Origin of the sequence: Algoriphagus aquaeductus (assembly GCF_003253485.1) — a bacterium.
Lineage (GTDB): Bacteria > Bacteroidota > Bacteroidia > Cytophagales > Cyclobacteriaceae > Algoriphagus > Algoriphagus aquaeductus.
In genome coordinates this window covers 76,902-100,800 of the sequence record NZ_QKTX01000008.1, presented here as the reverse complement: position 1 = coordinate 100,800, position 23,899 = coordinate 76,902, and the positions used below count along the sequence as shown (strand labels likewise).

The following is a 23,899-nucleotide window of genomic DNA, read 5'->3' as shown; positions in this document are numbered from 1 at the left end:
TATACTTTGTATGAAAAGGTATTTTAAAGCAAAGTATCGTACCTCAATTCCTTGCAGGTTGCCGATTGGGAACTTAAAGGCTGGAAAGGTAATCCAGAAGATTTTTGATTTCTTCTTCCGAAAGACCCGCCAGGAGGTTTTCATACATCAATGATTTGAGGACTTCCTCGCTAGACTGGATTTCTGATTTGGGTATTTGGACGATATGATTGCCTACCAGCATCAGAGAGATGGCATTGTCGTCCGTGTAGACAACTCTTCCCAGCAGGACCTTTCCGTCTTTCTTGGTGATTTTGGTCGCGATCATACTGGGTTTGATTCGGTCTGAGGGTTTGTTGATTTCTTCCAAAAGCTCTGCCTGAGAAAACTCCTTTCCGATTCCTTTTAAGTTAGGGCCCAAAAGCTCCGTGGTTCCGTCTACGGCATGACAGGCAGAGCAGGCCCTAATTGCAAAAAGCTGTTTTCCGTTTTCCAAGGAAGCTTCCGATAGGTCCAGCTCTTTGATTTGTTTATGAATCGGGTTTTTTCCTTCCAATCCGGGATCATAGATAATTTTGTAAAATCCCCCGGTTTTCTTTTCAACGGCATTGTACCAATAATCCGAAATCCCGTGATGAGCGACATACAAGGAACCATCCGCTCCAAAGGCTAAATCAGAAAGTTTGGGAATGTCCACTACGGGGAACTCCTGAAACGAATAGCCAGAGGAAGATCGATTCACCACCACTCTTCCTACTCCGCCTCTGGTCCAGTGTTCACCAGGGCCATAAAAGGCCACAAAGAGATTCCCCCCAGTGCCGCCAAAATCATTGCTCACCGAATTGAATTCAATCCCGCTTGGAGCAATTTCATTTTCCAAAGAAAAAACCGGAGGAATGATCGTATCAAACTTGCCTTCGTATTTTTTGGGATTGTGACCGTAAAATTTCCCGGCCTGCAGAAGGTTGAGCTCTTCGGTAGGATTGCCTCCGCCCTTGTTATCGGCAAAAAATAAGTCTCCCGAAGGGTTGAAAGCCATGCCATGGATAGATCGGATGCCTGTGGCTACCTGTTCCCACTGACTGCCATCCGGTGATATTTTCAGAATCGATCCCCTTAGGCCTTGAGGGTCAGGGGAAGCTCCCGGATTCCAGGAGTCGGTGGTAAGTACGAAGTAAATCCAGCCGTCAGGGCCTACACTGAGTGCCGAGGTCCATTCATAGGGATGGTCACTGACAGGCATTTTGTCGAAAAAGGTCCAGGAAGTGTCCGCTTTTCCATCTTGGTCCACATCTTGGAATGCCTTGATTTCTGTTCGGGTCCCTATAAAAACGGTTTCGCCAATATGTGTAAATCCAACCGGGGAATGCAGGCCTAATTCATTCAGATCGGCAAAAAGTAAGGCCGAATCTTCGAGTCCGTCCTGATCCGTATCTCTAAGCGTGTAGATCTCTCCGCTTTGGTTGGCGGCAAAAAGAAAACCCCCAGGCCCCAGAGAGATCTGCACAGGGTTGACAATGGTCACCCCTTTGTCAATAGGGAGCTTGATGACCCGATAAGGGCCATAGACCGCTGCGGTGGTGTCTTCAAAGGTTAGGTATGCTGGGGTAGAAGGGGATTGACAGGAAGACGCAAGAATAATTAGGAGAAGGAATAAGGGAATTCCGGATGGTGTGATGCGGGTCTTCATAGCGTGAATTGGGATACAAGTCACTGAAATTAAAGAATTTCCAAGCTAAAAAATAGCCTAACCTGGGTAAGGAAATTAGGTTTTCAAATGGATCATTTGAACTGCAATAATGCAAAATCCATGATTTTGTCCCAATCAAAACCAATAAGGTCATGGCTTCCTTCTCTCAGGTGGTATGCTACGGATTTTTGGTGAATGGTGGATAATGAAAAAGTAGTAGGGATTAGAGAAATCTCAATCTCTGATTTTCTAAATCTCCGAATCTCTGTCCTCACCCCGCCCATCCTTCTCGGTCCAGGCTTCGGTACTGAATCGCCTCGGCCAGGTGCTCGACTTTGATGCTGTCGCTTTCGGCAATGTCGGCAATCGTTCGGGCTACTTTAAGGATGCGGTCATAGGCCCGGGCGGATAGCCCGAGACGCTCCATGGCGGTTTTGAGCAAGGCTTTGCCGGCTTCATTGATCTGGCAGACTTCTTTGACCATGTGGGAAGGCATCATGGCATTGCAGAATACCTCCGGATTAGATTCAAAGCGTAATTTTTGTTTTTCTCTTCCCTGGATGACTCGCTCACGGATCGCTTTGCTGGATTCACTTTTGCGGGTGGAGGTCATCTCGTCAAATTTCACCGGAGTCACCTCCACGTGCAAATCGATGCGGTCGAGTAGGGGACCACTGACCTTGTTGAGGTAGCGCTGTACGATACCGGGACCGCAGACGCATTCTTTTTCGGGGTGGTTGTAGTAGCCACAAGGGCAGGGGTTCATACTGGCGATCAGCATAAAGTTGGCCGGGTAGTCCACGGAGACTTTGGCCCGGGAGATGGTGACTTTTCGCTCTTCAAGCGGTTGGCGCATCACTTCCAAAACGGTGCGTTTGAATTCCGGTAGTTCATCCAAAAACAAAACTCCGTTGTGAGCCAATGAGATTTCTCCCGGTTGCGGATTGCCGCCACCTCCCACCAAGGCCACGTCTGAGATCGTATGGTGAGGGCTTCTGAAAGGCCTTTGGGCAAGTAGAGAGGCATTTTTACCAAGTTTCCCTGCCACCGAATGAATCTTGGTTGTCTCCAAGGCTTCCTGAAGAGAAAGTGGAGGAAGGATCGAAGGCAGACGCTTGGCGAGCATGGTTTTCCCAGCCCCGGGAGGACCGATCATGATCACATTGTGCCCGCCCGCTGCGGCGATTTCCATCGCCCGCTTGATGTTTTCCTGACCTTGGACATCAGCAAAATCAAATTCATTGTCGTCGAGTGAGTGATAAAAAATCTCCCGGGTATCCGTCACCAACGGTTCGATTTCTAAAGTGCCTTGGAGAAAGTCCACCGCCTGATCGAGTGTTTCCACTCCAATAATATCCAAATTATTAACGATGGAGGCTTCTTTGGCATTTTCCAGGGGAAGGATAAACCCCTTGAACCCTCGCTTTCTCGCTTCGATGGCGATGGGAAGGACGCCTTTAATCGGGCGCAGATTCCCATCCAAAGCGAGTTCGCCCATGATCACATAGCGATCAAGTTCGGGAAAATTGACCTGCTCGGATGCCTGCAGGATCCCCATCGCGATGGGGAGGTCGTAGGCCGAACCTTCCTTGCGGATATCTGCCGGAGCGAGATTGATGACCACTTTTTGCCTTGGCATTCGGTAGTTAAAGTATTTCAGGGCGGATTCTACCCGCTGCTGCGATTCTTTCACAGCCGAGTCGGGCAGACCTACCATAAAGAAACTGGTACCTTGCCCCACATTCACCTCGATGGTGATGAGATTGGCATCCACGCCAGATACAGCACTTCCAAAAGTTTTTGCGACCATAGGGAATGAAAAAAGGAGACGGTTTGGTCTCCTTAATATACTCGATTGTGAAAATTAAATCTTTATTGATCTGTGAAATTTTGACGTGGGCGAATCATTCCTGAAGATTCTTCCTGATTTTTTTGGGGAACAGGTTTGGAAGGTTGGGCTATTTTTGGATGCTCAAGATCATATAATTTGGCTTTGACCGAATTCATCTCAATTTCCATTTTCTTGATTTGCTCGGTCAATCCTTTGGTATGTAGAGTCTTGGTAATCCAAGTAGCAAGAAACAACAGGAGGCCAGTCAGAAATACTTTCACCAAAGAAGAGGAGGCGATGGGGTCCATTCCAAACAAGGAACCCAAGGACTCGAAAAAGATAAAGAAAAGTAAGAATAAAAAGAAGTAGGCTAGCAAGGCGAGTTGGAGATAATGGGCTAGAGTTTTCATGGCATTTGGTTCAGAATTGGGTAATACTAAAGTATCATACAGCTTGTATACTCGAAAGTTTCTGATACAAGCCTTCAACCAACAGAAGCTCCTGATGAGTTCCCTTTTGGACGATTTCACCACGCTCTATGACCAGAATTTCATCAGCGTGTTGGATTGTGCTTAGCCGATGGGCAATCACCAAGGTAGTCCGGTTGCTCATTAATTTGGTCAAGGCCTCTTGGACCAAAGACTCAGACTCCGAATCCAGGGCAGAAGTCGCCTCATCCAAAATCAATACCGGGGGATTTTTCAATACTGCCCGTGCAATACTCAGACGTTGGCGCTGTCCACCAGAAAGCTTAGATCCGCGATCCCCGATATTGGTTTCATAGCCTTTTTCCAACTGAGAAATAAACCCATGAGCATTCGCAATTTTGGCGGCTTCGATGACCCGGGCTTCGGTGGCACCTTTGATACCGAAGGCGATATTGTTAAATACGGTATCATTGAACAAAATGGATTCCTGAGTTACAATTCCCATAAGATTTCTTAAGTCCTGGGTCGAAAATTCACGAATATCTGTGCCATCCAACAGAATCTGTCCTTCCGCAGGATCATAAAATCTTGGGACCAAGTCTGCCAGGGTGGACTTACCACCTCCGGATGGACCAACGAGGGCAATGGTTTTCCCTTTTTTCAGGGAAAAATCAATGTTTTTAAGCACCAATTGATCCTCATAGGCGAAACTTACTTTTTTGAAATCAATGGATTGGCTGAATCCGGAAAGGGGCTTGGGGTGATCCGGAGATTTGATTTGACTCGGGGTGTCAATGACCTCAAATATGCGCTCTGCGGAAGCAATGCCCCGCTGAATACTCGACATGGCACGGGAAATTTCTTTGGCAGGATTGAGCACCTGAGTGAAAATAATGATGTAGGTGATGAAGTCGGAAGCGCTCAAATCAGACTCTCCACTCAATACCAGACTGCCTCCATAGACCAAAATCCCTGCTACGACCGACACACCCAAAAACTGAGAAATGGGTGAGGCCAATTCATTTTTCTTGGCCATGCTGACGTTGACCTGAGAATAATATGCGGTCTCCCGATCAAACTTTTCTCCGACAAACTGCTCTCCATTGAAGGCTTTGATGACCCGCATTCCTCCGATGGTTTCGTCCAAAATGTTGACGATTCGCCCTAGAGACTGCTGACTCTGCACAGCTCTCTTTTTAAGCCTTTTGGTAATACCTCCAATGATCGCTCCTGAAATGGGAATGATCAAAATAGTGAAAAGGGTCAACTTCACGGACATGAAAAAAAGAACCGCAAAATAAAGAAGGATTGTGACAGGCTCCCGAAATACGACTCTAAGCGATTGTACGATGGTATTTTCCACTTCCTGTACATCATTGGTCATTTTGGACATCAGGTCTCCCTTGCGCTCGTTGGAAAAATAACCGATGTGCAAAGCATTGACTCGATTGAAAATATCCATCCTCATCTCTTTGATCACCACGGCACGTACTTTGGCCAGCACCACTCCGGACAGGTAGGTAAACAAGTTGGAAAGGAAAACAGAACCCACAATGATGATACAGACAAAAATCAAGGTTCCAAATTTGCCGTATTCCTCACTCACCATCAGAAATCGATGATTGAAGAGGGATGTGAAATAGTCCACCGAAAAGCTAAACGAGGGCATGGTTCGGAATCTTTCCATAGCCTCAGGTTCTACCTGCTCAAAAATCACATCAAAGAGTGGCTTGAGCAGGGTGAAATTGAGTAAGCCAAAAACAATCGCCAAAAAGGCGTAGAGTATATAAATCGGAACAAACCTTCCAAAAGGGCGGGCATAGGAAAGGATCCGAAGGTAGGTTTTCATTAAATCAGCAAGAATGAATCAGCCCGCAAGTTACGCAAAATTGGCTGAGTGGGTTTTGTCTAGAAATTGAAGTCAGGTCTGACGAAATTCCAACGGAAGGCCAATTGCATGAAATTGCTGCTTTCAGGAGCACTAAGATCTTGCGCGGTTCTTCTTCGAAACGAATGCGAAGCATCGATGAAGAAATTGTGCCTTAGCATATAGCTCGCGGTCAGGTTGGATTGAATCACCCTGTTTTCTACGCCCTGACCGATGAAGTTTCCAAAGAGACCCGTCGGACTGTTTTCCAGTCTGTTTTTGAGAAGATCGCCTCCCCAGTTGATTCCGGCATTTTCATCTGCACCAAAGTATTGGTACATGCCTGTGAGATTGAGATCCAGTCGGGGAAGGGGCTGGAACCTGAGGATTCCCACAAATTCTCTGAAGTTGGCTCCTCTTGGATGGGTCAGAGGAGTCCTCCAGTTGGTGTAAGATTGGTGGGTGACTTTTTCCTGAAAAGTGTACGGTCTAGCCTGATTCCATTCGATCTGGAGATCTAGATTTTTGATTCCCAGAGCATTCATATATTTATATCCTGCCTGGATTCCGTACTTGTTGCGCTTGGAACCTTTTCCATCGATTCCAAAAAATTCATTGAAGACAAACTCATCCAGAGCAAACTGTCCATAGAGTTCCATGCCCGGTCTGAATATCCATTTACCATCCAATCCCAGCATGACTTTGTCCGGGGTCCCTTGCTGCTGCTCTACCCAGCGCGTAAAAATGATCGGGTTGAAGTAATTGAAATTGATTTTGTCGGTCATGACCGAGGAGAAAAAGCCCAAGTTCATGCTTTTGCCCACATTCATACCTAGGCGATGATAGGAGAAATATTTCTGGGGATATCGGCCATCTGTAGGTCTGCGTCGATTGTAAAAGACATCGGCTGTCATTTGGGTCCAGAGGTTGGTCAATTGAAATCTCCAAACTTTTGTATTGAACTTGACAAACATGTAGGGGTTTGAAAAATCGGAAATCTGGAAAGAGCGATATCCTTCACCCACAAAATTACGGTCGTGTCCGGCTTGGATCTCGATATGTTTGGTAATCTGAAAAGACACATGGCCCAAAGCAGAAAAATAGCTGTATCCGTCTGATTGATATTCTTTCCAAAAACCTTCACCAGGCACGGCACCATTGTATGCCGCATAGTTTTTTACCCAAGAAGGGAAAAACACTTCGGAGGTGGTCAGGTAGGTGTAAAAACCCACTTTTTTGTCCACCGAACCTCGTATCATTAAACCTCTTGCCAGCCTTGCCGGGTTGCGCTCATTTCCGGTTTCGGTTCCGCCACTGAGATAAATAACAGGTGAAAGGTGAATCCCAAAGTCTTCTCCTTCGTAATGTGCAAAATCTCCTGGCCGCCGATAGAGTGATTTAAGAAAGGGTTTTCTGGACTCTAGAAGCTCTCTTTTGGAAAATTCCCAAGAATCCTGACTCAAATAATCCAGGTTGAATTGATCCGATTTGGATTGGATGACCGTGGGATTCTCTGCCAAACTATCCAAGTATTGCGCTAAAATATCCCGGCGAAAGGGCTTGAACCCTGTGTTGAAGAAAGGGTTGGTTTTGCCTTGAAGGATTTCATATCGTTCTATTTTATGGTAATACTCCCGATCATAAGGTATATAGGCTCCTTGGGATAAGGCCGGATATGATACTACGATCGTCTGTAAAATTCCTATGAGGAAGAAAAGTCGGAGGTAGAGATTTTTTTGCATCACCTAAATCTAGAAAAGAAAAAGAAATACTTTTTGAATGAAACCAAAGGAATCTTGAAATGCGGGATTTCGCATATCTGGAATTTATTCAAATAATTTAAAACCAATCGTTTGAAGTCGGTCCATGATGTTCTGGATCAGATTGGATGGATTTTTGTCCATATCCTGTCTGACGCTTAACGTCCTGTTAACGGTCAAAATGAGCTTTATCTTTATCTTTGAAAAAATTCAAAATCAACCATGAGACCAATTTTCACTGTTTTTCTGATGTCATTCATGCTCGCGACTGGTGTGATGGCACAGGAATCACCCAAAAAACCCAAGCTTGTAGTCGGGATCATAGTAGATCAGATGAGGCAGGAATATTTTTATCGCTTCGCTGATCGGTATGTGGATCATGGATTCAAACGTTTCCTGAATCAGGGATTTATGATGACCAACGGGCATTATAATTATATCCCTACCTATACCGGACCCGGACATGCCTCTGTGTACACAGGTACTACTCCTGCCACACACGGGGTGGTTGCCAACAACTGGTTTGTGCGCTCACTCAACAGGATGATTTATTGTGCTGAGGATTCGACCGTGACCAACGTGGGAGGGAGCCCGGAAAACGGGAAAATCAGTCCTAGAAATATGCTTTCTACCTCGATCACGGATGAGTTGAGGTTGTCTACCGGGAAGCGATCCAAGGCAATAGGAATTGCGATCAAAGACCGTGGTGCAAGCCTTCCAGCCGGTCACACAGGTGATGCTTACTGGTATGATGATGTAAACGGGGAGTGGATGACTTCCACCTATTATTATGAGACTCTCCCTCAGTGGGTAGCGGACTTCAACGCCAAAAAGCGGCCTGATTATTACCTAAAGCAAACTTGGACGACTCTTTTTCCCGTCGAATCGTATGTAAACAGCCTTCCGGACAATAATGATTTTGAAGGTCCTTTTATTGGGAAAAACACCCCGACCTTTCCCTACATACTGGACTCGCTGAAGGAAAATAACGGTGGCTATGGTTTGGTGGCCTCGACACCCTTTGGCAACAGTCTTACCCTTGACTTTGCCTATGCTGCCATAGAAGGAGAAAAGTTGGGTCAACGTGAGGTGACTGATTTCTTGGCGGTCAGCTTTTCCAGTCCGGATTATATAGGACATCGGTTTGGTCCCTCTTCAGTAGAAGTGGAGGATAATTATCTACGACTTGACCGAGAGCTGGCTCAGTTCTTTGATTATTTGGACAAAAAATTCGGCAAAGGCGAATACCTCGCTTTTATTTCAGCTGACCATGCTGTAGCTGACGTACCCGCCTACATGATCAGTGAAAATATCCCCGCGGGAAATTTTAACTCAGGGATGGTCTTAGGGCAATTGAAAGGATTTGCACTGGCGATGTATGGAGAAGGGGACTGGATTATGAACTTTTCCAATGAACAGATTTTCCTGAATCATGAGTTGATCAAGTCCAAAAAGATGAATCTGGAACAGATGCAAAGAGATTTAGCGGAGTATGTATTACGGTTCAGAGGAGTGAAAGAAGCGTATACCGCTACGGATTTACGAAGACAAGAATTTACCCAGAACCGGCCTCATCTACTCCAAATGGGCTATAACCACAAAGCATCTGGTGATGTCTTGCTGATTTTGGAACCGGCTTGGCTGGTAGGCGGTCAGCGAGGCACCACACATGGATCGGGATTTACCTATGATACCCATGTGCCTATTGCATTTTATGGCTGGGGGATCAAACCCGGTAAAAGTGCGGCCTACACCACTGTGACAGACATTGCACCTACCCTGGCCCAATTGCTCCAAATCCGAATGCCGAATGGAGCTACCGGACAACCGATCAAGGAATTGTTGGATAGGTAAAAGATTCTATTTTACATTTCTTTTATGCACCCCTATTTCATTTTCCTTTCTCGATAGAAGGAAGGTGAACTAGGGGTGTTTTGTTACAAAATTACCAAGAGTACTGTTGGGAGGTTTTTGATTTTATTTCTAAATTATGAGCTTTCATTTTCATTAATGACTCATTCATACTCAAATATTTGGACTCATGTGGTGTTAGAAGTCAAAGACCAACAACCCGCAATCTCAGAAAAAGTCCGCCCTTTGGTAAAAAAAGCATTGGAAGAATATTTTTCTGAAACAGAAGATCAGCAAGCGGGCTTTAGTGTTCTAGCTGACCATTTGCACCTCTTGGTGAAGCTTCCCCAAAATATGTCCGTCGATCAACTGGTGCATTCGATCAGGGGACAAATCTCCATCCGTTTGGAAAGAGAAAAGCTAGGGAAAAGGTTAGATTGGGAAGATCGCTATCATGCGCATTCAGTAAGCCTAAACCGGCTTTCGATCATTAGGTCATTGATAGATCGACAGGAATTGAAGCATAAAGAAATGACTTTGAAAGAAGAATTAAAATTTTTCGGTCTGTAAAGAAAAGAGGCCTGATTTTCGAAATCAGGCCTCTTTTGCTTATTCCGTCCAGCTCATGGGATAATTTTTGTCTACAAACTCCAGTGCATCCGTCGTGATGAATAAGGGACGGAAGGTGTCCAGCATGACAGCATATTCTTTTGTTTCTTTAGCTCCGATGGACTTTTCAACTGTCCCCGGATGAGGACCATGAGGCAGCCCTCCCATGTGGATGGTAAAGGATCCTCTGTCGATTCCCTTTCGGCTCATGAATTCCCCTTCGGCATAATACAATACTTCATCGGAATCGATGTTGCTGTGATTGTAAGGAGCAGGTATAGCCAAAGGATGGTAATCAAAAAGGCGGGGAACAAAAGAACAGATTACAAAACCCCAAGCCTGGAAAGTCTGATGAACCGGGGGTGGTTGATGAATGCGGCCGGTGATGGGTTCAAAGTCATGGATCGACAGGGCATAAGGATAGAGGTATCCATCCCAACCTACGATATCCAAAGGACTGTGTGCATAATGGTATTGGTGCAGGAAGCCCTGTTTTTTGATTTGTACTAGATAATCTCCTTTCTCACGCTCGACATGGATTTCATGGGGAGGCCGGATGTCCCGCTCACAATATGGGGAATGCTCCAAGAGTTGCCCTACTTCATTTCGGTACCTTTTGACCGTTTCGATAGGTCCATGAGATTCGATTACGAGAAGTCTGAGTGGACCTTCTTCTGCAAATTCAAATCGATAGATGGTGGTTCGGGGAATGACTACATAGTCTCCTTTTTTCACCTCCAGTTTTCCAAATTGGGAGTAAAGCACCCCTTCTCCATCATGGATGTAAATCAGTTCATCCCCGTCTGCGTTTTTGAAGTAATAACCCATTTTACGCTTTTTTGGAGCGCAAATGCCCATCATCACATCGTTATTCATCATGAGCATTCGGCGGGCGCTGAGGTAGTCATCTCCTGTGGTTTCTACTCCCGAAGTCTTGAGGTGTGTTTGGTTGAGTCCATGTTCCTTGGCAGGTTCCCAATGAAAGGGCTTGGGTGTTCCGATGGATTTGACTTCGTTGGGATTGTAGATATGGTACAGATTGGAATAAATTCCTGAAAACCCTTTGGAGCTCACCAGCTCTTCTTTGTACAAGCTACCATCCGGCTGGCGGAATTGGGTGTGGCGTTTAGGGGGGATTTGCCCCATTCTTACATAGTAGGCCATATTTTCGGGTTTATATTCGCTGCTAAATTACAATTTATCCCAGGAGGAAAAGTCGATAATCCAACCTTTTATGGGTTCAACCCTTCTCCTTTTGGTAAAGTTTTGTAATTTTCTTCAACTCAGAAATTATGAAAAATTTAATTCTCCCTTGCATTCCCTTTATTTTATCGCTTACTGTTTTTGCACAGGGCAGTCTACCTGCAAAACTACTTTGGTCTCAGGAGTTTGATCAGAGCGGATTGCCTGATCCTAAATGGTGGAGCTATGACGTGGGGGATCATGGCTGGGGGAATAATGAACTTCAATATTATTCCAAGGAAAATTTGAGAAATGCCCGGATAGAGGATGGGGTCCTGATAGTGGAAGCCCATGCTGACTCCTCCCGTCCCAAAGGATACAGTTCGGCAAGATTAGTCACCAAAGGAAAGGCGGCTTGGCAATATGGATACATTGAAGTTCGGGCCAAATTGCCGCAAGGACTCGGTACTTGGCCGGCTATTTGGATGCTTCCTGAGGAAAATCGCTTTGGAGGATGGCCAAAAAACGGAGAAATCGATATCATGGAGCATGTAGGATATGATCCGGGAGTGGTCCATGGCACGGTGCATACGGAAGCCTTCAATCATGTGAAAGGAACCCAAAAAGGGGCTCAAAAAAAAGTGGAGACCTTTGAAAGTGAATTCCATCTGTATGCGATCGATTGGAAAGCAGATAAAATTGATTTTTTTATCGATGGACACAACTATTTCACTTTTGAAAATACAGGTGGTGATTATAAGGAGTGGCCATTTGATCAACCCTTTCATTTGATTTTGAATATTGCCGTAGGAGGCAATTGGGGAGGGCAAAAAGGGGTGGATTCATCCATTTGGCCTCAGCGGATGGAAGTGGATTATGTGAGGGTATATGACAAAATGCCGGATTGATGCCGGAAAGTAAATCGTAAGGATTTGCTTTCATTTTTTGGGATTTAGAGATATAGTCTTTTACTTAACCACATCTCTTTAGTTAGAAATACTCACGCCAAATGAATAACCACGTGCTGAAAAGAAGAAAAGTCAGAGCTTTTATTATCATCGGGATTTTATTGTTGATGCTTTATGGGAAAAACCTTCTCGAGAGACAGTCCTTTCGGAGTATCAGCGGCACCTTTACCGAAGTGTATAATGACCGCCTTGTAGTGGAAGGGTATATTTTTAAAATTTCAGAGAAGTTGTTTAAGATTCAGAAATTGGTGGATCATTGTGATTTAGATTATGATTATTCCAAGGTGATCAATGAAATCTCCGAGCATGAAAAGGCAATTCTGGATATTGTAGTGGAGTTTGAGGCCACCAATCTCACCGAGCAGGAGGCCACCTATCTGACTGATTTTAAGAAAATAATTTCAGAGGATCTGAATATAAAAAACTACAACTTGCTCTACACAGATTCATCCGGGGTCAATCGTGAGCAGGTCAAAGTATATGACCAAAAAATCACCCGAGCTCAACGGGACCTGGACAACCTCAGCAAAATCCAATTGGAAGAAGGTGAAAAATTGATCAGCAAAGCCAAAGTTCTCATCAATCGTTCCCAGATCTGGGCTCAGTTTGAAGTGGCTCTGCTGATCATTTTGGTGGTCGTCATGTTTCTCTTACTTTTTAGAAAGTCAGAAAGCAGTGACCGGGAAATGATTTAAAATTCCAAAGAAGCCAAATATCGAGCATTGGCTTCTGCAGCTTCCAGTGGAGTGCCTGTAGGGAATCTCTCCTGCTCCACAATGAAATACTCCATTCCCAAATCTTTGGATTGTTTGATCAGACTGGCATAGGGGATTTCACCTTGACCCAGCAATACTCCCCGCTGATGAGGATCGCCCGTGCCGGCCTCCGCGTCTTTCACATGACAAAGTCTGAATCTGCCGGGATACTTTGCCAAATACTCACCGGTATTCACATTGGCCACATGGGACCAATAGATATCCAGTTCAAAATCAACCAAAGTTGGATCAGTTTCATTCATCAACAGGTCCTGAGGAAGCTGACCTTCCAGCTCAACAAAGGTATAGTCATGATTGTGGTAGGCAAACCTGATTCCGAAGGCCTTCAGTTTTTCACCAATTTGGTTGAATTGGGTGGCCATTTTTCGATAATCTTCCAATGATTTTTGGGGACCGATCCAGGGGCAAATCAAGTATTTAATTCCAACTTCTGCTGCCTGTTGGGCTTGAGTTTCCAGGTTTTCGAACACGTTGCAGTGACTGGCGACCATTTCCACCCCTATCTCATTCATCAACGATTTGAACTCGGGCGGAGTCATTCCCCAAAGGATTCCTTTCCCGCCATCAAAACCTTCAAACTGCTTATATCCATATCCAGCTAAGGCGCGCATGGTCGCCACGGGATCCAAAGCCATGTCTTCTTTTACGGAGTATAATTGAATGCCAAACTTGTCAAGTTTAGATTTGGGGGTTTCTGCCGTTGACTCTTCCTTTTTGGGTGCTGCACAAAATTGAAGTGGCAGGAATGCAGTGCCCACACCGAGCATCGCACTGATTTGAATGAATTTTCTTCGTTGGTTCTTCATAGGGGGGTAGAATGAAAATGCCTGCCCAAAATAGGGGCAGGCAATGGGTTTGAATTAATTAGGATCATCCGGTATAGGCTCGGTCTCCTTTTTTGTAGTCCACGCAGGGGTCAAAACGACCTGGCGTCTCTACATATCGAAGCGCTTGAGTGGCTCCGATTTCAGAAGTAAAGTACCCAAGCACGGTCAAATCTCTCAGCATATTGATCACGATGGGCTGTCTCTCTTCTCCGCTTGCTTTGAATTTTTCTTGCATTCCGTTGAGAAAAGCCAATCTGTCTTCTGCTCCTGCTTCCATGAAATCAGTCCCTTTTTCGGTCTTGAAGTCTTTTCTGAGCGCATTCAGACCATCGATAAAGGCCTTTTGCTGATCTGCATCATAGCAGTCCGTCACCATCATCTTCATAAACTCGCCAATCTTCGTAGCCTTGGCTCCCGGAGTATCAGTGGTAGGAATGATGGTTTCTCCGATTTCATCCAAGAATGCCAAATCATCCGGAGTGAAATTCAGGTCTTTGATCTGAGTGTCCGGTGCACATCCGGTCAAAATAGCGGTGGCACCGATCATAGTACCTCCCATCATGAGCACGACGCTTTTCAAAGCATCTCTTCGATTCATTACAGTCATATCTTTTTCAGATTAGAGGTTTTTCTTTTTCAATTCTTCCACGGCGAAAGCTGCCGCTCGGGCAGTCAAAGCCATGTAGGTCAAGGATGGGTTTTGAGCTGCTGCCGAAGTCATACAAGCTCCGTCAGTTACAAATACGTTTTTAGCATCCCAGACCTGATTGTTGCCGTTAAGCACCGAGGTTTTTGGGTCTCTTCCCATTCGGGCAGTACCCATTTCGTGGATGCCCTGTCCGAAGGTGTAGCCATTGTCATAGGTTCTTACGTTTTTGAATCCGGCCACTTCGAGCATTTCAGCAGCGTCGGCCATCATGTCTTTACGCATGTTCAGCTCGTTTTGCTTGATTTCAGCATTCATTACCAGCGCTTCCATGCCCCATTTGTCCTTCACTGTATCAGAAAGTTTGATGGTGTTTTCATGGTAAGGCAAGATCTCACCAAATGCAGTGATCCCCATCGACCATGGTCCCGGTTCGGTGAGGGCATCTTTCATCCCCGCACCAAATCCTAGTTCGGCCACATCTCGGCTCCAGCCACTTCTGCTGGCACCTCCCTGATAGCCGAATCCTCGGATATAGTCACGTTTTTCTCCGTTGAGGTTTCTGAATCGTGGGATGTAAAGTCCGGTCGGTCTTCTTCCAAAATAATACTTGTCTTCAAATCCTTCGTAGGTTCCGCTTGCTCCCAACCGGAAGTGGTGATCCATTACATTATGCCCTAATTCTCCAGAGCTTGATCCCAGTCCACCTGGCCAAATATCAGTGGCTGTTCTCATCAGGATTGCTGTGGAATTGAAAGCTGAAGCACAAAGGAAGATGATTTTGGCATCATACGCTATGGTCTGATTGGTTTCCGCATCCAATACCTCTACACCGGTGGCTTTTTGAGTGTCTTTGTCATAGATCAATCGACGTACGATCGACCAAGGTCTCAAAGTCAAATTGCCGGTGGCTTGTGCAGCGGGAAGCGTAGAGGCCTGGGTACTGAAGTAGCCTCCAAAAGGACAGCCTAGGGAGCATTTGTTTCTATACTGACATCCCGGACGTCCGGGAAGCGGCTGCGTTATGTTGGCAGGACGTCCAATGGTCCAGGTTCTTGCCCCTTTGTAATGCTCTTTGATTTTAGCTGCACCGGCCTCTTCTACACAGTTCATCGGCATAGGTGGCTGGAATTCTCCGTCGGGAAGGATGTCTAATCCATCCTTGGAACCGGATACTCCGATAAACTTTTCCACATAGCTATACCAAGGCGCAATATCCTTGTATCGGATCGGCCAATCTACGGCGATACCTTCTTTGGCATTGGCTTCAAAGTCAATCTCAGCCCAGCGGTAAGATTGTCTTCCCCAAAGTAAGGATCGGCCTCCCACCTGATAGCCTCTGAACCAAGTAAATGGTTTTTCTTCCACATAAGGAGAATCACTCTCATGTGCCCACCAGTCCAGATTGAGCTCATTCAGAACGTAGTCTCTCTTTAGATTGGGGTGATTATTCAGGTGCTCTTGTGTTCTTCTTCCTCTATGTGGAACCTCCCAAGGTGCTAAGGTTGCCGTCTTATAGTCTTTTACATGTTCGACCATTGGGCCTCTCTCCAGGAGCAATACTTTCAGCCCCTTTTCCGTCAGCTCTTTAGCGGCCCATCCGCCGCTAATCCCTGACCCAACTACGATTGCGTCATACGCTTCATTTGCCATAGGTTATGGTATTTGGTTTAATTAGTTACACATCACATACTTGCACTGCCTGAGCGAGTGCAGCGATTTTATCCTCAGACTTTGGGATAAATTCATGAGAAACATATCCTTTATAGCCAGTTGCTACAATGGCTCTCATTACCGCGGGATAATTGATTTCCTGGTTTTCATCCAGTTCATTTCTGCCTGGATTTCCGGCAGTATGATAGTGACCAAAGTATTGATGATTGGTCTGGATACTCCGGATGATATCTCCTTCATCGATCTGCATATGGTAAATATCAAAAAGGAGCTTAAAGTTTTCACTACCAATCATTTTGCAGAGCTCCACTCCCCAAGGGGAAAGATCACACATGTAATCTTTGTGGTTTACCTTGCTGTTGAGCAACTCCATTTGGATGATTACGCCGTGCTTTTCGGCCACGCTCATGATTTTTTTCAATCCTTCTGCGCAATTTTTCATCCCGGTCTCATCATCCATTCCGTTACGGTTGCCGGAGAAACAGATCAGGTTTTTGTACCCGTATTTAGCTACTTGAGGGATCAATTCTGTATAATTCTTGATCAACTGTTCATGGTATTGGGGATCATTCCAGCCTCGGGGGATGCCTAGCTCAGCGCCATTGCACATGGAGCAATCGACTCCATGTTTTTTTAAAGTATCCCAACCCTGAGGACCTACCAGATCGATTGCATTGAAGCCAATTTTTTTAATGGCGACACAGAGTTCATCCAAGTTCAGCGAAGGCATCGTCCAGGCACACACTCCGTGGTTGATATTACCTTTCAGTGGAAGGGGATTTAGCTCCTTAAAATCAAAGGAGGTTAAACTCCCGAAGGCGGCGCCACCCAAGGCCAATTTTTTAAAGGCTAATCGCCGGCTAGAATCAAAATTCATAGGTTATTGATGGGTTAAGGTTTGAGAATTGTTTTTTCAGGTTTGAAAAAAGTGATGAAAAATAGTAAAACCAAAAGGGAAATCCCAGCAGGAATTAGCCAAATTGACTTCCAGTCGTGATTGCCAGCCAGATCAAGGTAATGGTTGGAGATTTGACCTGCTGCCCAAAACCCAATCAGCATCCCAACTCCATAGGTTGCTAAGGTAATTAAGCCTTGAGCAGAGGATTTGAATTTTTCGCCTGCATGGTAGTCGGTGTAGATCTGACCGCTGACAAAGAAAAAATCATAGCAGATTCCATGTAAGATAATGCCCAGCAACAACATCCACACGCCTGCCTCTGCATCCCCAAACGCAAACAGGAAATATCTCAAAGCCCAAGCCAGCATGGCGATGATCAGGGTCTTTTTCAATCCGAATCTGGAAAAAAAAACAGGCAATGCGAGCATAAACAGTACTTCAGATACCTGCCCCAATGCCATTTTTCCGGTAGAGTTTTCGACACCGATTTCAGTTAAAAAAGGGCTGGCATTTTGATAGTAAAAGGCGAGTGGAATACAAATCAGAATGGAAGAAATAAAAAAGATGGCGTAATTTTTATGTTTCAAAAGGGACAAAGCATCCAGTCCCAAGGCTTCGGAAAGCTTGAATTTTCCTGAGCTTTTCGCTCTAGGAGGTGTGGCAGGCAGCGTAAAACTATAAATCCCCAAAATGACCGACACACCAGCGGCCATGAGCCAGGTGTTTTTCAGCAATCCTTCGCCCATGCCTGACTGACTGTCCCAAGCAAGGTAAGAGATCAGCATTCCCGCTGCTATCCATCCGATCGTTCCCCAAACTCTGATGACCGAAAATTCTTTTTCGGGATTGGTCATTTGATTAAAAGAGATCGAATTGACCAAAGCAAGAGTGGGCATAAACAGGATCATATAGGCAAGGATCAATGGAAAAAAACCTCCAAAATCGACCGCTTGATATAGCATGTACATCAGTAAAGCTCCCAGAAGATGAATTACTCCCAGGATCTTCTGGGCCTGGAAGTACCGGTCTGCAATCAAGCCCACAATAAATGGAGCGATGATCGCACCAAATGACTGAGTGGAAAAGGCTAGTGAAATGTCTTGGTCTTGGGCCTTAAGGTTGGTGCCTAGAAAGGTCCCCATAGTAACATACCAAGATCCCCAAACAAAAAATTCCAAAAACATCATTAGGGATAGACGAAACTTGATCGGTATGGGCATAGGCAATTTTGGGTTAGAAAAGTGTGATTTTAGGGCGTGGAATTTAGAATTTGGGCTTTTTACTCTATTTTAAGCATCTCAATTGAGAATCCTAAGAAAGGGGTAAAAAAGTTTTGGCAAAGCCATTCATAACCCAATGATGCAATTGGTCATAAACCGCCTTCCTTTGAGGGAGAATAGCCGAAATTTCGCTTCCAACTCAAAAAATCATAAACTCAATTAACCTATAAACTAATCTTTTGACCTATGTCAGCAGCTAAAAAACTGAAACTCGGCCTTGTGGGCGGAGGTCCAGGATCTTTCATCGGAGCTATTCACCTGAATGGTGCTCTGATGGATGGGATGTTTGAATTGGTGTGTGGAGCGTTTAGCTCCAACCCAGCTAAATCCAAACAAAAAGGGGAAGAGCTCATGCTCGATCCAGCCAGGGTCTATGGCAACTATGATGAGATGTATGAAAAAGAATCTCAACGTCCTGAAGGAGACCGGATGGATGTGGTGGCGATTGTGACGCCAAACAATGTGCATTTCGATCCTACTGTGAAAGCCCTGAAGCATGGTTTCCATGTGGCTTTAGATAAGCCGCTTACGCTGAATTACCAGGAAGCCAAAGACCTCTACCATATTGTCAAAAATTCGGATCGGAGATTTCTCCTTACCCATACTTACACAGGCTATCCGATGATCAAGCAAGCCAAACAAATGGTCATGGAAGGTAAAATTGGTAAAGTCCGCAAAGTATATGTGGAATATCCCCAGGGGTGGCTTTATAAGCTTCTCGAAACCGAAAACAACAAGCAGGCAGAATGGAGGACCGATCCTAACCGCAATGGTTTGGCGGGCTGCATGGGAGATATCGGAACCCACGCATTTAATATGGTCGAGTATGTCACCGGATTGAAAGTTTCGCATGTCTGTGCAGATTTGTATATCAAAATCGAAGGAAGACCGATCGATGATGATGGAGTGGTTTTACTTCGTTTTGAAAACGGGGCCTCAGGGGTATTGATGGCATCTCAGACCGATACTGGATGCGAAAACAACCTGAAGATCCGTGTTTACGGAGAAAAAGGAGGACTGGAGTGGGAACAGGAACTGAACAATACCTTTGTTTTCAGAGAGCCAACCGGACCGGCTCAGATTTACCGAGCAGGGACTGGATATTTAGGTTCTATGGCCCAAGAAAACACCCGAACCCCTGCGGGACATCCAGAGGGCTACATCGAAGCTTTTGCCAACTTGTACCGTAATTTTGCCCGATGTATCTATGCTGATCGTGCGGGCCAAAAACCCAAGTGGGAGTGGGAAGATTATCCCGGTATCGAGGATGGAATCCGGGGGATGGCTTTCATCGATCATGTCCTTCGAAGCACTCAATCAGACCAGAAGTGGACCCCATTTATTGTAGAGAAATAACTTTTACTCAAACTATTCAAACCCGAAATCAATATGAAAACTATTAAAGGGCCTGCAATCTTCCTTGCGCAGTTTGCTGATGATAAGGCTCCATTTAACAATCTTAAAAATATCAGTCACTACATGGCTGATTTGGGTTATAAGGCAGTCCAGATTCCTTCCTGGGACACCCGAATGATCGATTTGCAGAAAGCTGCTGAAAGCAAAACCTATGCAGATGAGATCAAAGGAATTGTGGCGGACGCTGGTATGGAGATCTCTGAGCTTTCTACGCACCTTCAAGGCCAATTGGTTGCTGTACATCCAGCTTACAATGAACTCTTTGATGGATTTGCCCCTGCCAATCTGAAGGGGGATTTGAAAGGAAAATCTGAATGGGCTACTCAGCAGCTAAAGTATGCCGCCAAAGCATCCGCAAACTTGGGACTCAATGCTCACGCCACTTTCTCAGGAGCCTTGATGTGGCATACCGTATATCCTTGGCCTCAGCGTCCAGCCGGTTTGGTAGAGACAGGATTTACCGAGTTGGGCAAAAGATGGAAGCCGATTTTGGATGCCTTCGATGAAGTCGGAGTTGATGTGTGCTATGAGCTTCATCCCGGTGAAGACCTGCATGATGGGATCACCTTCGAAATGTTTTTGGACAAAGTGGGTGGCCATAAGAGAGCAAACATTCTTTATGATCCAAGTCACTTTGTGCTTCAGTGTCTGGATTATCTTCAATTCATTGATTTTTATCACGAGCGGATCAAAATGTTCCATGTGAAGGATGCCGAGTTTAATCCGACAGGAAAGCAAGGAGTCTATGGTGGATTTCAAGGCTGGGTGGAAAGAGCCGGAAGGTTCAGATCTTTAGGAGATGGCCAAGTTGATTTTGCAGGAATATTTAGCAAACTTTCGCAGTATAATTACAGTGGTTGGGCGGTGTTGGAATGGGAATGTGCCATTAAGCATCCTGAGCAGGGAGCGGCTGAAGGGGCACCGTTTATTGCCTCTCACATTATTAAGGTTACAGAGAAGGCTTTTGATGATTTTGCCGGTACGGGTGCAGATGAAGCGTTCAATAGAAAAGTATTAGGAATTTGAATACCCAAACTAAATAAACAATGAAAATTACAAAACCATTAAACCTAGCCCTGTTGGCAGTGGCGGGACTTACCTTCGCCTGTGGAGGTGGAGAAAAAACAACAGAAACAACAGCTGAGGCCTCTGCACCGGCAGCTTCACCAGCTAAAGAAATCAGCCTTGAAGACAAGTACAAAGACGATCCTATCTACATCAAGGGTTTGGAGAAAGTAAAAGGGTCAGATTGTACCTCTTGCCATATGGTAGAGCGTAAAATCGTAGGGCCTTCCTATGCAGAAGTAGCTGCAAAATATGAAAGCACTGAAGAAAACATCACCATGCTAGCACAGAAAGTGATTGCAGGTGGAGTTGGTGTATGGGGTGAAGTGCCTATGCCTGCACACCCAGGTTTGAGCGAAGAAGATGCAAAGGACATGGTTCGCTATGTGTTGCTTTTGAAAAAGTAAGAAACAGATGAATAGACAAACAATTATGATTTGGGCAGCGGCAGGTCTTTTGGTGGCCTGCTCACCACCCAAAACTGAAGAAACCAAAACAACCGACACGACAACCGAGGCTGCGGTTACAGAAGAATGGATATCCCTTTTTGACGGTCAAACCTTCAACGGATGGTCTAAATATGGAGGAGGAGAGGTCGGTAAAGCCTGGAAAATTGAGAATGGAGAGCTCTATCTCGATGCAGCGAACAAAGATGGCTGGCAGACTGGTGATGGAGGTGATATTGTGACCAATGAGGAGTTTGAAAATTTCCATTTCAAGTATGAATGGAAAATCGCTCCGAACGGAAATAGTGGAGTCATCTTTTTGGTTCATGAGTCTCCGGAATATCAATATCCTTGGCAAACAGGTCCGGAGATGCAGGTATTGGACAATGCCGGTCATCCAGATGCTAAAATTATAAGTCACCGGGCAGGTGATTTATACGATCTGATTGTCAGCAGTGAGGAAACCGTAAAACCTGCAGGAGAGTGGAACCAAGCTGAAATCGTAATCAATCAAGGCAAACTTGATTTTTATCTCAATGGCGTAAATATCGTTTCCACCCAACTTTTCACTCCTGAGTGGGAGGCATTGATCGCAAAAAGTAAGTTTAAAGATATGCCGGGTTTTGGTAAGTATAAGAAAGGTAAAATTGCCTTACAGGATCACGGAGATGTGGTCCATTATCGGAACTTGATGATAAAAAGACTATAAAAATAAAGGGCTTCAATCGAAGCCCTTTATTTTTATAGTCTGGTCACATCGTTTTTTTTGATATAACCAACTTGGTTTTTCCATTCGATTTCAAACCAAACATCTTTAGAAGATTTGATTTTTACCCGATGTCCAGGCTCAACCAAGCCAATAGGTTCTCCTCCGGCTGTCGGTTTAGTCATGATCAATGAAGGACTCGAGGTGACTAAGGCGGTATTAGGTCCTTTTAGAAAATTATTGGTTACAAAAATCAAAGTAATTAGAATCACTGAAGGCCAATAGAATCTGGCCTCGGTGAGTTTATTTCCTTTGGACCACAGGAAAATCAGTGACATGATCAAAAATAAGGTCAGTGAGGCTACAATTAATTCTTTGTATTCCACCAAAAAAAGAACAAACCGCATGCCGTCGCTTACTTCATAGCCTACTAGTTCAGATTGTTTTGTAAGAGATTTTATTTTAGCGATGGTTTGTGGATTAGGACTTAGGTCGTAATACTTACTCAGGTACAAAGTCGCATTTTCACTGTCTCCAATTCCTTCGGCGATGAAGGCCATTTTCAATAACATCGAAGGGGAATATATGCCTAATTGGAAGTTCGGCTGGTAAATTTCCATGGCTTCCTTATAGCTTCGTTGATTAAACAAAGAATCTGCTACCAAAAGCTGGGGTACATTGGCCTGACAATGAATACTTTGTAAAAACAGAATAAAAAATATAGAAAGTTTTGTAAGAAAGATTGATTTGAGGCTTTGCATTTAGGAATCAGAGTCATAAATTTGCAGTCCAATTACGGCAATGATCTGGCAAAAAGCAAGCTCAGAGAGTCAATTTGGAAGATTTAAGATTCCGTAGCTCAGCTGGTAGAGCATCCCGATTTTATCGGGAGGGTTCAGGGTTCGAGTTCCGCCGCAAAAGCAAAAGCGCTTTGCATATATAAAATATTAGATTCCGTAGCTCAGCTGGTAGAGCAATACACTTTTAATGTATGGGTCCTGGGTTCGAATCCCAGCGGGATCACAAGTTTAACTTGTAAGGAGTTAAAATTAAAGTTTCGGGGTGTAGCGTAGCCCGGTATCGCGCCACATTTGGGATGTGGAGGTCGTAGGTTCGAATCCTGCCACCCCGACTTTATTATAACTAGAAGTAGTTATCCAGGTCCGCTAGCTCAGCTGGATAGAGCAACTGCCTTCTAAGCAGTAGGTCTTAGGTTCGAATCCTAAGCGGATCACTAAAAAATGAGCGGAATTCGTTCCGCTTTTTATTTATAAAGCCGATACCGTAGCTCAGCTGGTAGAGCATCCCGATTTTATCGGGAGGGTTCAGGTTTCGAGTTTCGCAGTAAAAGCAAAAGTGCTTTGCATATATAAAATATCAGATTCCGTAGCTCAGCTGGTAGAGCATCCCGATTTTATCGGGAGGGTTCAGGGTTCGAGTTCCGCCGCAAAAGCAAAAGCGCTTTGCATATATAAAATATCAGATTCCGTAGCTCAGCTGGTAGAGCAATACACTTTTAATGTATGGGTCCTGGGTTCGAATCCCAGCGGGATCACTAAAGCAGACTAAAAATGGTCTGCTTTTTTTATTTTTATGGAATTCAACTTTTTCGCTATGGCATGGGTCTATATTTTGTATTCGAAAAAAATCGACAAGTACTATGTAGGTGCCTGTACGGATTTGGATCGCCGGCTTTACGAACATAATCTTGGTCACTCCAAATTTACTTCCACCGGAGTGCCTTGGGAGTTGGTGTACAAGGAAGAATGGGTGGATCTAGTTTCGGCGAAACAACGAGAGCTGAAGATAAAAAAGATGAAGTCAAGAGCGTATATTCAAGATCTTATCCGAAAATGGCGGACGGAGCTCAGCTGGTAGAGCATCCCGATTTTAATCGGGAGGGCCCTGGGTTCGAATCCCAGCGGGATCACTAAAGCAGACTAAAAATGGTCTGCTTTTTTTATTTTTATGGAATTCAACTTTTTCGCTATGGCATGGGT

21 protein-coding genes and 7 tRNA genes are annotated in these 23,899 nt (G+C 44.9%); 16 read left to right on the top strand and 12 right to left on the bottom strand.

Going from position 1 to position 23,899, the window contains the following annotated elements:
* Nucleotides 1-73: 73 nt before the first annotated feature.
* The 5 genes from CLV31_RS12240 to CLV31_RS12215 form a co-directional block, all read right to left on the bottom strand.
* A complete protein-coding gene (locus tag CLV31_RS12240) occupies nucleotides 74-1,669 on the bottom strand; it encodes a DUF7133 domain-containing protein (protein WP_111393173.1) in 1,596 nt (531 codons plus the stop codon).
* A gap of 271 nt (nucleotides 1,670-1,940) precedes the next feature.
* On the bottom strand, nucleotides 1,941-3,479 hold the full coding sequence (locus CLV31_RS12230; protein ID WP_111393171.1) for a YifB family Mg chelatase-like AAA ATPase: 1,539 nt from the start codon (nucleotides 3,477-3,479) through the stop codon (nucleotides 1,941-1,943).
* A gap of 62 nt (nucleotides 3,480-3,541) precedes the next feature.
* Complete coding sequence (locus tag CLV31_RS12225) at nucleotides 3,542-3,910, bottom strand: hypothetical protein (protein WP_111393170.1); 369 nt, start codon at nucleotides 3,908-3,910, stop codon at nucleotides 3,542-3,544.
* Nucleotides 3,911-3,944: 34 nt separating this feature from the next.
* Nucleotides 3,945-5,777, bottom strand: coding sequence for an ABC transporter ATP-binding protein (locus CLV31_RS12220; protein WP_111393169.1), 1,833 nt, complete (start codon nucleotides 5,775-5,777; stop codon nucleotides 3,945-3,947).
* Nucleotides 5,778-5,836: 59 nt separating this feature from the next.
* Nucleotides 5,837-7,537 carry a hypothetical protein gene (locus CLV31_RS12215; protein WP_111393168.1) on the bottom strand — a complete coding sequence of 567 codons (1,701 nt, stop codon included), beginning with the start codon at nucleotides 7,535-7,537 and terminating at the stop codon, nucleotides 5,837-5,839.
* 240 nt (nucleotides 7,538-7,777) lie between these two features.
* Between CLV31_RS12215 and pafA the strand changes: the two genes are divergently transcribed.
* Both pafA and CLV31_RS12205 read left to right on the top strand, forming a co-directional pair.
* The gene (gene pafA, locus CLV31_RS12210) at nucleotides 7,778-9,409 is read left to right on the top strand and encodes an alkaline phosphatase PafA (RefSeq protein ID WP_111393167.1); all 1,632 of its coding nucleotides are present in this window, start codon (nucleotides 7,778-7,780) and stop codon (nucleotides 9,407-9,409) included.
* Nucleotides 9,410-9,565: 156 nt separating this feature from the next.
* The gene (locus CLV31_RS12205; RefSeq protein WP_111393166.1) at nucleotides 9,566-9,976 is read left to right on the top strand and encodes a transposase; all 411 of its coding nucleotides are present in this window, start codon (nucleotides 9,566-9,568) and stop codon (nucleotides 9,974-9,976) included.
* A 39-nt stretch (nucleotides 9,977-10,015) separates the two neighbouring features.
* Here CLV31_RS12205 and CLV31_RS12200 read toward each other — a convergent pair whose 3' ends face one another.
* Nucleotides 10,016-11,179, bottom strand: a complete 1,164-nt coding sequence (locus tag CLV31_RS12200; RefSeq protein ID WP_111393165.1) for a homogentisate 1,2-dioxygenase — start codon at nucleotides 11,177-11,179, stop codon at nucleotides 10,016-10,018.
* A 128-nt stretch (nucleotides 11,180-11,307) separates the two neighbouring features.
* Between CLV31_RS12200 and CLV31_RS12195 the strand changes: the two genes are divergently transcribed.
* Both CLV31_RS12195 and CLV31_RS12190 read left to right on the top strand, forming a co-directional pair.
* Complete coding sequence (locus CLV31_RS12195; RefSeq protein ID WP_111393164.1) at nucleotides 11,308-12,105, top strand: glycoside hydrolase family 16 protein; 798 nt, start codon at nucleotides 11,308-11,310, stop codon at nucleotides 12,103-12,105.
* Nucleotides 12,106-12,206: 101 nt separating this feature from the next.
* Nucleotides 12,207-12,860 carry an MCP four helix bundle domain-containing protein gene (locus CLV31_RS12190; protein WP_181452623.1) on the top strand — a complete coding sequence of 218 codons (654 nt, stop codon included), beginning with the start codon at nucleotides 12,207-12,209 and terminating at the stop codon, nucleotides 12,858-12,860.
* On the opposite strand, the gene CLV31_RS12185 is transcribed toward CLV31_RS12190, so the two are convergent.
* The 5 genes from CLV31_RS12185 to CLV31_RS12165 form a co-directional block, all read right to left on the bottom strand.
* A complete protein-coding gene (locus tag CLV31_RS12185) occupies nucleotides 12,857-13,747 on the bottom strand; it encodes a sugar phosphate isomerase/epimerase family protein (RefSeq protein WP_111393163.1) in 891 nt (296 codons plus the stop codon). The two genes, CLV31_RS12190 and CLV31_RS12185, sit on opposite strands and share 4 nt — an antisense overlap.
* Nucleotides 13,748-13,811: 64 nt before the next feature.
* Entirely contained in the window at nucleotides 13,812-14,366 is a 555-nt protein-coding gene (locus CLV31_RS12180) for a gluconate 2-dehydrogenase subunit 3 family protein (protein WP_111393162.1), read from the bottom strand.
* Between the two features lie 21 nt (nucleotides 14,367-14,387).
* Nucleotides 14,388-16,067 carry a GMC oxidoreductase gene (locus CLV31_RS12175; RefSeq protein ID WP_111393161.1) on the bottom strand — a complete coding sequence of 560 codons (1,680 nt, stop codon included), beginning with the start codon at nucleotides 16,065-16,067 and terminating at the stop codon, nucleotides 14,388-14,390.
* Between the two features lie 25 nt (nucleotides 16,068-16,092).
* The gene (locus CLV31_RS12170; RefSeq protein ID WP_111393160.1) at nucleotides 16,093-16,965 is read right to left on the bottom strand and encodes a hydroxypyruvate isomerase family protein; all 873 of its coding nucleotides are present in this window, start codon (nucleotides 16,963-16,965) and stop codon (nucleotides 16,093-16,095) included.
* Between the two features lie 14 nt (nucleotides 16,966-16,979).
* The gene (locus CLV31_RS12165) at nucleotides 16,980-18,206 is read right to left on the bottom strand and encodes a nucleoside permease (RefSeq protein ID WP_111393159.1); all 1,227 of its coding nucleotides are present in this window, start codon (nucleotides 18,204-18,206) and stop codon (nucleotides 16,980-16,982) included.
* 246 nt (nucleotides 18,207-18,452) lie between these two features.
* On the opposite strand from CLV31_RS12165, the gene CLV31_RS12160 reads away from it, so the two are divergent.
* The 4 genes from CLV31_RS12160 to CLV31_RS12145 are packed head-to-tail and all read left to right on the top strand — an operon-like array spanning nucleotide 18,453 to nucleotide 21,902.
* Nucleotides 18,453-19,622 (top strand): Gfo/Idh/MocA family protein, encoded by a 1,170-nt coding sequence (locus CLV31_RS12160; RefSeq protein ID WP_111393158.1) that lies wholly within the window; start codon nucleotides 18,453-18,455, stop codon nucleotides 19,620-19,622.
* Between the two features lie 33 nt (nucleotides 19,623-19,655).
* Nucleotides 19,656-20,708 carry a sugar phosphate isomerase/epimerase family protein gene (locus CLV31_RS12155; protein WP_111393157.1) on the top strand — a complete coding sequence of 351 codons (1,053 nt, stop codon included), beginning with the start codon at nucleotides 19,656-19,658 and terminating at the stop codon, nucleotides 20,706-20,708.
* Nucleotides 20,709-20,728: 20 nt separating this feature from the next.
* The gene (locus CLV31_RS12150) at nucleotides 20,729-21,154 is read left to right on the top strand and encodes a c-type cytochrome (RefSeq protein ID WP_111393156.1); all 426 of its coding nucleotides are present in this window, start codon (nucleotides 20,729-20,731) and stop codon (nucleotides 21,152-21,154) included.
* A gap of 7 nt (nucleotides 21,155-21,161) precedes the next feature.
* On the top strand, nucleotides 21,162-21,902 hold the full coding sequence (locus CLV31_RS12145; protein ID WP_111393155.1) for a 3-keto-disaccharide hydrolase: 741 nt from the start codon (nucleotides 21,162-21,164) through the stop codon (nucleotides 21,900-21,902).
* A gap of 32 nt (nucleotides 21,903-21,934) precedes the next feature.
* Here CLV31_RS12145 and CLV31_RS12140 read toward each other — a convergent pair whose 3' ends face one another.
* Nucleotides 21,935-22,471 carry an SH3 domain-containing protein gene (locus CLV31_RS12140; RefSeq protein WP_245943392.1) on the bottom strand — a complete coding sequence of 179 codons (537 nt, stop codon included), beginning with the start codon at nucleotides 22,469-22,471 and terminating at the stop codon, nucleotides 21,935-21,937.
* A gap of 282 nt (nucleotides 22,472-22,753) precedes the next feature.
* Between CLV31_RS12140 and CLV31_RS12135 the strand changes: the two genes are divergently transcribed.
* The 8 genes from CLV31_RS12135 (at nucleotide 22,754) to CLV31_RS21845 (ending at nucleotide 23,829) form a co-directional block, all read left to right on the top strand.
* Nucleotides 22,754-22,819, top strand: a tRNA-Lys gene (locus CLV31_RS12135).
* Between the two features lie 30 nt (nucleotides 22,820-22,849).
* Nucleotides 22,850-22,922: transfer RNA gene (locus tag CLV31_RS12130), tRNA-Lys, on the top strand.
* Nucleotides 22,923-22,957: 35 nt separating this feature from the next.
* Nucleotides 22,958-23,031 (top strand) — tRNA-Pro (locus CLV31_RS12125).
* A 28-nt stretch (nucleotides 23,032-23,059) separates the two neighbouring features.
* A tRNA-Arg gene (locus CLV31_RS12120) sits at nucleotides 23,060-23,133 on the top strand.
* A gap of 152 nt (nucleotides 23,134-23,285) precedes the next feature.
* Nucleotides 23,286-23,351 (top strand) — tRNA-Lys (locus tag CLV31_RS12110).
* Nucleotides 23,352-23,381: 30 nt separating this feature from the next.
* Nucleotides 23,382-23,454 (top strand) — tRNA-Lys (locus CLV31_RS12105).
* Nucleotides 23,455-23,513: 59 nt separating this feature from the next.
* Entirely contained in the window at nucleotides 23,514-23,777 is a 264-nt protein-coding gene (locus CLV31_RS12100) for a GIY-YIG nuclease family protein (RefSeq protein ID WP_111393284.1), read from the top strand.
* Nucleotides 23,762-23,829, top strand: a tRNA-Lys gene (locus CLV31_RS21845). Before CLV31_RS12100 ends, CLV31_RS21845 begins: the two co-directional genes overlap by 16 nt.
* The last annotated feature ends 70 nt before the right edge of the window (nucleotides 23,830-23,899 follow it).